The organism is Priestia sp. VA7 (genome assembly GCF_055710015.1).
In genome coordinates, this window is sequence record NZ_JBVQPN010000023.1 from 1 (window position 1) to 12,828 (window position 12,828).

Sequence of the window (12,828 nt, forward strand, 5' to 3'; positions counted from 1 at the left end):
GAGTAAAGAAGAGACAGTTTTTTATTTTGTTAACAAGAAAATATAAAAAGCTGTATCACAAGATACAGCCTTAAATAAAAAAACTTCTATATACTTAAATTATCTAAAAATTTCATTGTTAAACTTGGTAGAGTTTGCTATGATTAAATCAATTACATGATCGGAAAATCGAAAAAGGCAAAGCGTGTTGTCGAAGGATCCGACCCCTTCTTCAACCGTCCACCGTAAACACCCTACGGTAAACACCTGCTTCACCTTTTCTTTAGTGTAATTCTATGTTCATTTTACGATAGAATTACATGAAAAACAAGGGGAAGTTCTATACTCTTTTATCATTTTAAAAGACGTGTTTACCTGTAAAACGGTATCACGTCTTTTTTCGTTTTCCATAAAAGGGAGCGAATGAAAATGGCAAAAGAAAAAATCGAGATTATCGCAAGTGTAGAAACATATAAAAATTTATCAAGCTTCGAGTCTATTGATACCCTAAACGAAGCTGTACGGTCCTATATAGAACGTTTTAAGGATCAATTGAATAAAACCCATGTTGCTGTATTAAAAGTCTTACATGGCCATTCAGCGAAGCACCTAGGAGTTTCTTTCTTAACGAAAAGAAATATTGGTAAATTGATTGGTAAAAGTCGTGCTACTATTATTCGTGCGTGTAACCATTTAGAGAATCTCGGCATTATTAAACAATTAGAAATGAAACGCAGTAGTGACATGAAACAAACAAGTAATGCCGTTATTATTCAACCAATTCAAACAGAAGAATCCGTGAAAGAAATTAATCAAATTGAAGAAAATGCAACACAAGAAAGCTCAAAAATGCAACACCAAGAAAACAAAACCTTCTTAAAACAAATACATAATATTAAACATCTAAATATGAGCAAAGAAACATCTAAACGTAAAGCTTATATAAAAATGGTTCCTAAAAGACTTCAACAATATCAAGCTTTCTTTGGTAATCAAATTAAGTCTCTATACGGACGTATTTGGCTTGCAATGAAGAACTTTGGTGTATCAGTTGATAAATCTATTATGCAAGAAATCGCTCATATTGCTTTTGATAAACTTGTAGATTACATAAAACAGGGACGTAACCTTTCTACTGAGGAATTGCACAAATTAGCCTACACTATTGCTTATAACCAACTTTTAGAACGTGACGACACAAAAGCAATGGCCAGCTTTGTAGATAGTTTTATTGAACGAACTAAACGCCTTAAAAACCACCCTCTACATTCAAGGGTATAAGGTATGGCCTCTTAAACAAAGAGCCCCTTTATAACAGTAATTTAAGACTAGACTTCTTGAAAATTGATATAATCTCAAAGTGAGATGGCCGTCATTCATCACGGCAAGTTTTAAATATATTCGTTTGCAAGCTCTTTAATTGAAGGGCTAATATGATGTCATGACGAATGAATTAGAGAGGGGGCATGACGTTATGTCTGAAATGAATAACTTTGTTTATAAAACTGGTGAAGTTTTAAAGAGGTTAGATCTCAAGGATTCTGTCTTCAAAAAGTACATTTTTAGCCTTGAAAAAGAAGGGTACTCTTTTCGAAGAAACAATTTAGGACATCGCCTTTTTACAGAGGACGACATAAAAGCTTTGGAGATGTTTTTGGAGCTAATCAGTTATGACGGTATGACCATTGAGTCTGTAGCAAAGAAGATAGGCATGGCCAACAAGAAGCGACTAGAGCCAATGGGTCATGATGTCATGCCTGAAAACGGCATTGACGGTCATGACATCATACCTGAAGAGGGTTCTAGTAGTCATGACGCTATGACGCTTATGAATGAACTTTTAAAAGAGCAAGAGAAGCGCTTTGTAAGACTTCTTCAAGAGCAAGAACAAACATTTAAAAATGAGATACAGACTATTAAAGACAATCAAACTCAAGAAGTTTATGAGCTAAAAAAAACATTGCTTGAAAGAATGGATGACGATACAGGAACTGAAAAAAGAGACGAAATCCTTATTCAAGTTATGCGGGACATCAGGGAAACCAAAAAAATGTTGGCTGCTTCCCAGGAAGAAAACAAAAAGAAATGGTGGGAGTTTTGGAGGTAGCATACAAGACTAATTTATATAGATCTCAGCTATAACAAAAAATGGGGTGATGGAAAATGAGAATTAAATTTGAAGAGCCAGTTACGCCTGAACTTATTGCCAGTACATTGCAAGGTTTGATGGAGCAGTATGAGGTAACTCTTTCAAAAGCAAATTTATATATCAATTTCCGTAATGCTGATGGAGAGCTAGTGACGTTAGTCGATAGTAATGAGGATGAGATTGAGGGATTTGTAGTCAAAAAGCCGAAAACTCAAAAGCCAAAAAAGAAAAAAACGACAGACAATCTAGTTGAATTTCCAAATAAAGAACGAGAAATTGATATTGAATAGTATAAGAAGTACAAGGTTTCAAATTGGCTATTTTAGTTTGAGTAGTTTGTTCAAGCTAAAATAGCCAATTTGAAACTCTATAAACTTATATTGTAAATTATCCTTCGGCAGTAGCTACTTCAGCTGCTGCTTTCTTTTTTTCTTTTACAACCAGATCATGATGCAAAATCTTATCTTTGTTTTTTCCTACATAAGATTGCAATGCCTTCGCAATCTTTTCTGCTTCTTCTTCACTTTGAATCTCAAAGTATTTCTCAAAGATCGCGCCGACTTGGATCAATCGTCTTGTTCTTTCTTTTCTTTCTTTTTCTTTTTTACGCGCTTCAACTTGTTGTTTCTTTGCTTTCATCTTCTCAATTTTTTCTTCTAACTCCTGAAGAATTTCCTCATCTGTTCGCTTCTTCGGCACCCATCCTCATCTCCTTTTCTTGCTCTCTAATGTTTAAATTGATTATATCAAAAATTGAGATAAATTGGTATCCTTAGCATAGATTCTCTCACCAGGATATGGTATAATTCCCTTAGATTGAAGAGATAAGGGCGCACTTATACATCGTACCGATGTGTGCGGTTCCTTCGGAACAAAAAGAAAAAATCAAAGACCCATTCGCCTAGATGGCGAATTTCATAAAACCTGTTTGCCTATCGGCAAAGATGAAACCACCATCTGACACCTCCGGTGTTCATGATGCTGATTTCATCTAAAGCGTTGATTAGCGCACTTTGTGCTCTCATCAACTTATTCCTAACTCACTAACCCATTCTCAAGAAAGGAGGAAAGAATTATGGCTATCTACCATCTATCGATGCAAATTATTAGTCGTTCAAAAGGACAATCAGCTGTCGCTGCAGCTGCTTATCGAAGTGGCGAAAAACTACATGATGAACGTACAGACGAGCAAAAATTTTATGCTCGTCATGTACAACCAGAAACCATGATTCTGACTCCTTCTAATGCGCCAGAATGGATGAAAGATCGGAACCGTTTATGGAATGAAGTTGAAAAAGTAGAGAAGCGCAAAGACTCACAATTGGCACGTGAATTAAATATTGCTTTGCCAATTGAACTGAGTCATGACCAACAAAAAGAACTCATTCAGTACTTTGCTCAAAACGAGTTTGTGCAAAAAGGAATGGTTGCTGATATTGCTATTCATCGTGATGATGCCAATAATCCTCATGCTCACATCATGTTAACCATGAGAAATCTAAATGAAGATGGATTCGGCAAAAAGAACCGTGACTGGAATGCTGATTTTGCGAATGCGAAAGAAAACAACCGTGGGTACGTCAAAAACAGCGAAGGCTGCTTATCCATTCGTGAACAGTGGGCAAACTATGCCAACAAAGCCCTGGAACAAGCTCAAAGCAATGAACGTATTACTCATCTTTCTCATGAAAAGCGTGGACTCGAAACCTTACCAATGGTTCACTTAGGCCATGTCGCACATGACATGGAGAAGAAAGGGAAGAAAACAGATCGTGGTCAGATTAATAGAGACCGCCAAGACTACAATAAAGCCGTGGTTGATTTACAAGCTTATCGTCGTCAAAAAGAAGACCACTTAAAGAAAATGAAGGAAAAAGAGAAGCAATTCAGCTTTTCTACAGATATCGAGAAAACCTATATTCAAAAAGCTGCATCTCTTGTAGGTCAAAAAGTTATTACCTTAGAAGATATTACAGCACGCCACGAAGAACTACGCAAAATGAGTGATCGTCATGATCCAATTGAACGACACTTTCATATCCAACAACAGCAATTCTTAAATGTCAGCAATTATTATGATCGTGTGAGGGATCTGGAGCGTGAAATCCAACAGAACGAAGAAAAAGTAGAGGAACTTAAGAAGTCCCTTAATCCATTTAAACTTAAAGAGAATAACATGATGAAACGACGTCATCTTGATAAAATTTCTGATTTAGAAAGTAACAAAGAAAGCTATGAAAGCAGCATTCAAAAACATAAAGAAACGCTTCGTTTTTCAATCAAAGAAGAGTTCTATGAGCGTTATCAAGAATTCTCTCAAAAGAAGGAAAATCGACTCAATCAAATTAAGTATGAGAAAAAACAGATTCAAGTCGAAACTAGGGTACTATTACAAGCTGAAGAAGCTATTAAACAGGCCAAAATCCGTGAGGTAAGCTCTTATTATCCGGATCTTAAAACAGCTGGCAAGTATCTTACGTACAGCAATGCATTAAGGCTCGAACAGTATCATGATATTGCTCAACAAAATCAATTTAGGCTATCTAACATCAAACAAAGTCTGGATGCTAACCAAAAGAAGCTAGACGAGTTCAAAAAACATCAGAAAATGGTTGGTATAGAGAAAGAACATGTCTCAACTATGAGTAAAGAAGTAGAAAAGCTCAGCAGCGTGGAGAAAAAGCTTGATGAATTAGATAAAAGCCCTGGAGAAAAAGCCAAACGGCTTGTCTCAAAAAAAGCTCGTCAAGAGTATGAAGAATTGCAACGTGAAGCTAAATATGGACGTGAAAACCTAAAAGAACTGGGCTATAAAGGAAAACAAGATTTACAACAACAACAAAGCCGTATGAACACAATGGAGAAAACAGTTGTCCCATGGTTAGAAAAAGAAATAAAAGCACATGAAAGCAACATAAACGCTCTAAATAACGTTTTTAATGCTATTCAACAAGCTACTCATAGCCAAGAGCAAGCTCAACAAAGACATCAATTAAGAGAAATGAGAAGTACAACTATAAATAGAGCAAAGAATAAAGGACCAGATTTTAACCGTTAAATATAAAAAATTGCCTTAAGGCAATTAGAAACAACTTAAAGTTGCTACTACTTCTAGATGCTAGTACCAACCTGACTTAGTATAAAGTTTGTTATCGAAAAAAAGCATATAATCACTGTTTTATAGGTTGAGAAAAATTTATCTAATTTGATTTTTCAGTAACTCTATAAACTTCAAAATAAGAGTCTCAGTTTAACCACTGAGACTCTTATTTTTCATTGGAACTAAATATATATGCGGGATAACCCTTAATAATTTGATCTTTCTCTAAAAGAACGAATGAAAGCCATTCAGAATATTATTTATTAGAGCATGTCAATGTTCTTTAGTTAAATAATCGTATCCCGATTTAAATTGGAGGAAAAAAGATGAGCGTTAGTATTGCCGTTATGGGACTAGTAATAGGGATTTTAGTAGGGTTAACAGGAGTAGGAGGAGCAGCCCTTTTGACCCCTCTTTTAATATTATTAGGTATTAGCCCTTCCATCGCAGTAGGAACAGATTTTATCTATAATTCCATTACAAAACTATTCGGACTAGGTCAACATTGGAAACAAGGTACTATCAATTTTAAATTAGTGAAATATTTGTCATTAGGTAGTATTCCTAGTGCTATGGTTGCGATTGGGATCATTCATTTATTGCCAATATTTCATCAGCATCAAGAGCAAATTATTAAATATGCACTTGGATATATCTTAACTTTAGTAGCTGTTTCCTTTTTAATCCGAATCTTTTTTGATAAAAAAATAAAGCCCAACCGTTGGCAAATGCAATCACTTGAACAAAAGAAAGCATTAACTATTATTATCGGTGTTATCTTTGGTTTTATAGTTGGACTAACATCTATTGGATCTGGCTCCTTATTTGCTATTGCTATGTTATTTTTTTACAGAATGAACACTTCCGAATTAGTGGGTACAGATATTACACACGCCTTTTTTTTAGTAACGGTTGCGGGTATATTAAATGCTAGTTTTGGAAACGTGGATTATATGTTGGCAGCTAATTTGCTAATAGGATCAATTCTAGGAGTGTCAGTAGGTAGTAGGCTATCTACCAAAGTTCCTACCAAGCCCCTTCAAGTTATAATAGCTATAATTATTTTAATAAGTGGATTAAGACTTATATAGAATCATCAAATTCAAATTTTTTTATTTAAATATGTCTAAAACCTTTTCATTCAGCACCCTTAAGTTGTTTAATAAAATTAGATTTTATTAATTCATATAGTTCTATATCTAATTCGTTATTTTTTTCTATTTTTTTAATTATTTCAGGTGATACTTCACTAATTCGAGGGCGAGATTTTGTAACATTCTCTTTCTTATATTCAATATTAGCCCAATTGAATTTATTCTTTAGCAATAAAAGTGATTCATTAAACATCTCTGTTATTCCCACTACTTCAAATACTTTTAAATTTTCTTTTGCTTTTTCTAAACTTAGTTGAGAATTTTGCCCACAAATTTGATGAATTTGTCCGTTACTGGCTTGAGGGTCCCAATCAATATATTCCTCAAAGGACATATTTCTCATATTTTCTTCATAATAACCTGGATACGTTTTTAAAAAATAATATAACGATATGACACGGTCAATAGGATTACGCATCATAGTAAAGTAAGTATAAGGTCTAGAAAAGAGATCATGTATACCATAGAAATGATGACCAGATACTGCTTTAATTCTTTTTTTATCCTCTTCTTTTAATTGACTAAAATGCTTATTCATTGCTTCTAGAGGAACATGATCATATATCTCATTCTCAGTATAAGATCTTTTAAAAATTTCATTTAACGTGGTTCCTCCAGTTTTAGGAATATGCATAAAGATAATAAGCTTTTTCTGCATTCAAAAATGCACCTCCTTTTTTAAAACTCACTTTAATACTTATATTCTAAATACAAAAGCCAAATATCCCGTGTAGTTAGTAATTAACTAGTAATAAATTATCAACATAGCATAAAAACCCTTGGAATCAATGATTTCAAGGGTTTTTAATTAGAGGATGAAAGTAAACTAAACCATTGCCATATGGTTTTCTTAATTCCAACATATTCACTTTTCTATTTTTGGCAACTTGCCTCTACTTAAAGAATAAATTCTAACGTTTTGAGCAAACTATTCAAGACGCCGTGAGGCATCGTCTCTAAAATACCAATTAGAGAAAAAAACTATCTTATACGCAGGTAGTTTTTTCTTGTTTAAACTGTATATCTTATACATGTTTAATTAAAATAAAACATTTTTTAACAACAAATAACCGTTAGAAGTAGTCATTCTAACGGTTATTTTACCTATATGAAAATTTACTGTTTTTGAATATTTTCTGTTGAAGAATTTGTATTATTACCCTTATCCTTCAAGTAATTATTTTTACTTATTGTACGATTTATATTAATGTTTCCATCCTTACCGCAATAGTTAATGTCCATATTAAAAATATTTATTTGATATGACATTCTTATATCTCCCCCTATTTTCTTGTGTCGGATTATCTTGTTTATCATCACTGTCTTCAGAATTATTTTCTTCATTTTCATTGCTTTGTTCTTCACTTTCTTCTTGAATCTGTCCAATTAATGAAATAACGGATCCAATCGCCTGGATCCAACTCCCTACAACATCTAATGACCATATGCTATTATTATCTTCTTCTTTTTCAGATGACTCTTTGTTGTTACCTATATAACTTGCTTTCAATTCATTTACACCACTTAAAGCTTGCAATGAATTCCCAATTACCTGAAGTAAATTTCCAATAATATTATAGATTTCATTTATATTTGACGTATCTTGAAATTCATCTCCTAAAGCAGTAGCTCCACCTAAAGCTTGAATCCAATTTCCACTAATAATCAGTTTCTGTTGTGTTACATCTTCAAAATCTATGACAAGCCCAGAAATCACGGTCACATTCCCCACAGATTGAAGTTCATTCCCAACTTTCTCGAGATTCTCTTCCCCCTGTCCATCAGCCTCTAGAGCGTTTCCCACGGCCTGTAGTTCATTTCCAATTAAATTTAAATCTTTTCTGAAACTGCTTCCTAATGAACGGAAAGGAGTACTGCCTACAGCAGCTGTGACGGTACCAATAGCTGCTAACCAAGCACCAAAGATTTCTTTTAACTGATTATCCATAATAATCTATCCTGTCGTTAAAGACATACTTTCTGATAATAAAAAGTACCCATTAGAATCTAAAACCCAAAGGGTACTTTAAAAAAAACAAAATATAAGGATTCTAGGGCCATAAACTTAATACTAAGAGCAAAGTATAAGCCTATATTATTGTATTCACTAATAATCATATAGGTAACTTGCCTATACGAATAAAACTTCACTTCTCGAGAACACTATCCAAGATGATTCATATCATCATCTCGCCATAATCCATGAAAAAACTCCTGAACAGGAACCAGGAGTTTTTTCTATTTTTCGACTGCATATCACATACAAACCTAGTTATCATAATGGACTTCATTAGCAACAAGCTTTAGAATTCATCTTATATAGTACGATTGCAACCATTAGTATTTAGCAGGAGTGATTAGCAACTTGGCTCAGTTTTTTTGTCAGATTTGTGATTCTGAATTTAAAAGTTATAACAAAAATGCAAAATATTGTTCTCAGAAGTGTAAAGGAAAAGCATATATCAAACATTCAATTAAAAAATGTAAAATTTGTAGAAAAGAATATAAACCAATACGAGCTACAAGTAAGTTTTGTTCTCTTAAATGTTGTGCTGCAGATAAGAAAAACAAAATTGTTCTTATACCCTTTTTCATATCTATAAGATATGCTGATTTAGTTAATACGATAGTTTTTGAACATTTTTTATACTAGATCACTACATTCAAAAATGCCCTTTATAAACCCTAATGAATAAAAGTTTATATCTAGATAAAACTATTCAAGATGAATGCATCATTGCTCTAAACCTAACTCCTAAAGAACAGAAAAAACTACTTCTCGGACTCAGAAGTAGTTTTTTCTGTTTCAGGCTTTATATCATATATTAATGGATTTTATCAAAAATCAAAATTAAACATAATATATAGATGAATATAACAGAACTCCACTAACGGAGGTAAAAATAAATGATGACAAAAAAAGACGACAAATATACAGAAAATGAAGATTTGAAATTAAAATTTGAAAATGTAATTGCAACGGGAGTTTGGATTAAAACGATTGGCCAAATTATTGAAACCATTGGGGTATCAAATTTGTTTTTAATAAATGAAGACCCATCATCTGGTGATGAAAAGGTAGTATCTGCAGTTTGGATTGAAACATTCGGCCAATTTTTACAGACTATAGGAGTAACGCAACAAGTTTCGGCAATAAATGAACAGGTAACATTCAAAGCTCAAGAACTTGAAATAATAGGGGTTTCCCTTAAATCTTTTGCACATGCTTTAGAAGCTATAGGTGGAATTGAAATACTTCAAGAGGAAAAACAAACAGATATACTGGATTTTATACCTTAGAACAGTTATATCTGTTTGTTAATTTTCTTGAAAGACAGTTTACACATACATCTGAGACTTCATAATTACTTATATAAAAAAACGTTTATCTTGTTATTATTATCATCCATTGTTGCTAATAAAATATTCTTTATTTCTAGTCCATACACCGTTCTAATATGATTTTTCAACCAATCTTCTTCTTTACCGGTTTGTTTTAACTCCTCAAAATCAACCTTTCCATCTTTAATAATTGTTATAGGAAGAGAAAATGAATTTGTCATTAGCTTCATATCTTTAGGAGTTAATGTTTGATACTGAGATTCTAAAAAAAACGAAATAGTCCCATCTGATTCCCATAATGCTAGAGCAACTTGTTGAATATCATGGATTTGTTTTTTTCTTAATTCTGTTAATAAAACATCAATAGGTATCCTAGCTTTAGTTAGACCTTTATAGAGTATCTTCCCATTTCTTATAAGAGGAAAAGGCGACGGATCAATAAATTTTGTGAATCTTAACCACTTAAGACTTAAAAATACTAAGATAAGATATAAAATAACTAATACACCTATCGTTATCATAGAACCCTTCAATCCTAAATGTTGATCTGACAAAGGATGAGCGATAATATTGCCTATTGATAAAGCCATTATAAAATCAAGTAGCCTTAACTGAGACAGCGATCTTTGTCCCATTATTTTAGTAACAATGAGTAAAAAGAAAAATGAAATAACTGCTCTTAGAATCCATTGAACTGCAGTAAGTGATTCTTGACTATAAAAAAAATCCAATACATTCACATCCTAAATGTTAGCTGAAAATTTTAATAAGCATCAACTATTAGCTACTAATTATTGACATAAAAGTATCTATCTTATACAAATGAATAATTTCTAATAATTTGAGCAAACTACTCAAGACGCCGCGAGGCATCTACGAAAATCCTTTAGCAATAGAGCAGAAAAACCAACCTTTAGGACTCAGAGGTTGGTTTTTCTATTTTTCAAGCTGTATATGGTATACATTTTTAATTAACATAATCAACTTCATAGGTAGTCATAGAAATCGTATATAAATATATAATTAGTAAAATAAACCCTATGTTAGATTCAATGCCCTGCAGAAACTCTAATCTGCAGGGTTTTTCTTTATAGCCAGATCTTCTTATTCACAAGTAATAATGAGATAGGCGCCTATCTTTATAACTTGAATAGCTTATATATGGGCTATTTAAAAATTAAAACAGATAGGATGATTCCATTGTTTTTTCATACAAAAGAACTTCAATATCGTTCAAAACCGGATCGTCCAGATCCATTATTTGCAAAGCAACTGCAAGAAGTTTTAGGCGGACAATTTGGTGAGATTTCTGTAGCACTGCAATATCTATTCCAAGGATGGAGCGTACGAGGTAACGGTAAATATAAAGATCTACTTATGGACACAGGAGCTGAAGAACTAGCTCATATCGAAATGTTAGCTACAATGATTGCCAGACTTCTTGATGGAGCACCTGTTGGAGATTTGGAAAAAGCAGCTCAAGACCCGATTATTGGAGCCATTCTTGGAGGAATGAATCCACAACACGCAATTGTTTCTGGTCTTGGTGCTATGCCAGCTGACAGTGTTGGGAACAGATGGACTGCAGATTACATTATAGCAAGTGGTAACCTTCTCGCAGATTTTCGAGCAAACTTAAACGCGGAGTCACAAGGTCGCCTTCAAGTTGTACGCCTCTATGAATCCACTAGTGATCGTGGAGTAAAGGATATGCTATCTTGGTTGATTGCTCGAGATACAATGCATCAAAATCAATGGATTGCAGCCATTAAGGAGTTAGAGGAAAAAGAAAATGTAGTTGTTCCAAGTACGTTCCCTCGACACCTAGAGAAAAGGGAAGTATCCCATGTCCTCTTTAATTTTTCTGAAGGAGAAAAGAGTGCTACTGGACGCTGGGCAAGTGGTCCAAGTATGGATGGAGAAGGCGTATTCCAATATGTCCAATGTCCAGAAGGATTTGGAGGCAAACCAAAATTAAAACCAGCTCCTCCATATATCCACGATACACCACCTCAAGATTTAAAGAGAAATGATAACTTTACTCCACCTCCTCCACATTTAGCTTAAAAAGAATAACATTTAACAATTTGAGCAAACTACTAGAGATGAATGCATTATTGTTCTAAAGCTAACTCCTAAGGAACAGAAAAAACTACTTCTCAGACTCAGAAGTAGTTTTTCTATTTTTCTATATAAATCAAGGAGGCGTGAAGAAAAGGAGAACTAAAGTTATTGATTCCATCATCTAAAATATTCTTACTACACTATATGTTTTTGTCATCAATTAGGTAACTTGCCTATTTGGAATAAAATTTTATATCTTGAGCAAACTACTCAAGACGCTCTGCAACGTCAACTGACTATTGACCATTCAAGAAACAGAAAAAACTACTGATCCCTGTTCAGTAGTTTTTTCGATTTTTAAGCTGTATACGATATACAACCTTAGTTAACATAATGGATTTTCTGGGAAGTAAACACAAAAACAGTAGAAAGCCTGTATAAAATTAGTACTCGTCCGCACCCTTACGATCTTTTTTCATATTATATATTGAGCATTTCAATTTCATCAGACTTCCTATCTTCTATAAGAATCTTTGAATCTCTATCAGATTCAAAAAAACTACTGTTTGAGCCACAGTAGTTTTTTCTATTTTTTAAGCTGTATAAGATATACATTCTTAGTTAACATAATCACTCTTTCCGGAACACAACCCAAAAAAGAACCCTTATGGGAGTAGGGTTCTCCATGGGGCCTCGTTTCTGCTTTATGCAGCTTTTTATACATCCTTGATATGACTACGTTTACTCGATACCCAAATGGAAGGAGGATGTATAAAAAGTGCACCTTTTATACATATGCTAAACACTTCAAATAATTGATTTTATCTGTAGATATGATATATTAAATATCAGACTATTTTTACAAATTGCATTTTTATCATGTCGTTTAACTCTTTAAATAAAAAACTGTCTCGAGTAAAGAAGAGACAGTTTTTTATTTTGTTAACAAGAAAATATAAAAAGCTGTATCACAAGATACAGCCTTAAATAAAAAAACTTCTATATACTTAAATTATCTAAAAATTTCATTGTTAAACTTG

11 protein-coding genes are annotated in these 12,828 nt (G+C 33.3%); 7 read left to right on the top strand and 4 right to left on the bottom strand.

The genetic code is table 11. The features are described from left to right. Positions 1-408: 408 nt before the first annotated feature. The 3 genes from AC0C45_RS29600 (at position 409) to AC0C45_RS29610 (ending at position 2,418) form a co-directional block, all read left to right on the top strand. A complete protein-coding gene (locus AC0C45_RS29600; protein ID WP_472929287.1) occupies positions 409-1,260 on the top strand; it encodes a helix-turn-helix domain-containing protein in 852 nt (283 codons plus the stop codon). A 193-nt stretch (positions 1,261-1,453) separates the two neighbouring features. Next, the gene (locus AC0C45_RS29605; protein WP_472929288.1) at positions 1,454-2,086 is read left to right on the top strand and encodes a DUF3967 domain-containing protein; all 633 of its coding nucleotides are present in this window, start codon (positions 1,454-1,456) and stop codon (positions 2,084-2,086) included. Positions 2,087-2,142: 56 nt separating this feature from the next. After that, positions 2,143-2,418, top strand: coding sequence for a hypothetical protein (locus AC0C45_RS29610; protein WP_472929289.1), 276 nt, complete (start codon positions 2,143-2,145; stop codon positions 2,416-2,418). Positions 2,419-2,515: 97 nt separating this feature from the next. On the opposite strand, the gene AC0C45_RS29615 is transcribed toward AC0C45_RS29610, so the two are convergent. Next, entirely contained in the window at positions 2,516-2,827 is a 312-nt protein-coding gene (locus tag AC0C45_RS29615) for a hypothetical protein (RefSeq protein WP_472929290.1), read from the bottom strand. Positions 2,828-3,203: 376 nt separating this feature from the next. Between AC0C45_RS29615 and mobQ the strand changes: the two genes are divergently transcribed. Beyond that, a complete protein-coding gene (gene mobQ, locus AC0C45_RS29620; RefSeq protein ID WP_221789692.1) occupies positions 3,204-5,186 on the top strand; it encodes a MobQ family relaxase in 1,983 nt (660 codons plus the stop codon). A gap of 368 nt (positions 5,187-5,554) precedes the next feature. Beyond that, positions 5,555-6,319 carry a sulfite exporter TauE/SafE family protein gene (locus tag AC0C45_RS29625; RefSeq protein ID WP_472929291.1) on the top strand — a complete coding sequence of 255 codons (765 nt, stop codon included), beginning with the start codon at positions 5,555-5,557 and terminating at the stop codon, positions 6,317-6,319. Positions 6,320-6,365: 46 nt separating this feature from the next. On the opposite strand, the gene AC0C45_RS29630 is transcribed toward AC0C45_RS29625, so the two are convergent. Then, positions 6,366-7,040: a sulfotransferase family 2 domain-containing protein gene (locus tag AC0C45_RS29630; protein WP_472929292.1), complete on the bottom strand. Its 675-nt coding sequence runs from the start codon at positions 7,038-7,040 to the stop codon at positions 6,366-6,368. 585 nt (positions 7,041-7,625) lie between these two features. Beyond that, the gene (locus AC0C45_RS29635) at positions 7,626-8,330 is read right to left on the bottom strand and encodes a DUF6944 family repetitive protein (RefSeq protein WP_472929293.1); all 705 of its coding nucleotides are present in this window, start codon (positions 8,328-8,330) and stop codon (positions 7,626-7,628) included. Positions 8,331-9,289: 959 nt separating this feature from the next. Here AC0C45_RS29635 and AC0C45_RS29640 point away from each other — a divergent pair. Continuing rightward, positions 9,290-9,682 (top strand): hypothetical protein, encoded by a 393-nt coding sequence (locus AC0C45_RS29640; protein WP_182009452.1) that lies wholly within the window; start codon positions 9,290-9,292, stop codon positions 9,680-9,682. A gap of 65 nt (positions 9,683-9,747) precedes the next feature. On the opposite strand, the gene AC0C45_RS29645 is transcribed toward AC0C45_RS29640, so the two are convergent. Next, positions 9,748-10,455 (bottom strand): DUF421 domain-containing protein, encoded by a 708-nt coding sequence (locus AC0C45_RS29645; RefSeq protein ID WP_472929294.1) that lies wholly within the window; start codon positions 10,453-10,455, stop codon positions 9,748-9,750. Between the two features lie 469 nt (positions 10,456-10,924). On the opposite strand from AC0C45_RS29645, the gene AC0C45_RS29650 reads away from it, so the two are divergent. Further along, positions 10,925-11,791, top strand: a complete 867-nt coding sequence (locus tag AC0C45_RS29650; RefSeq protein WP_459993945.1) for a manganese catalase — start codon at positions 10,925-10,927, stop codon at positions 11,789-11,791. The last annotated feature ends 1,037 nt before the right edge of the window (positions 11,792-12,828 follow it).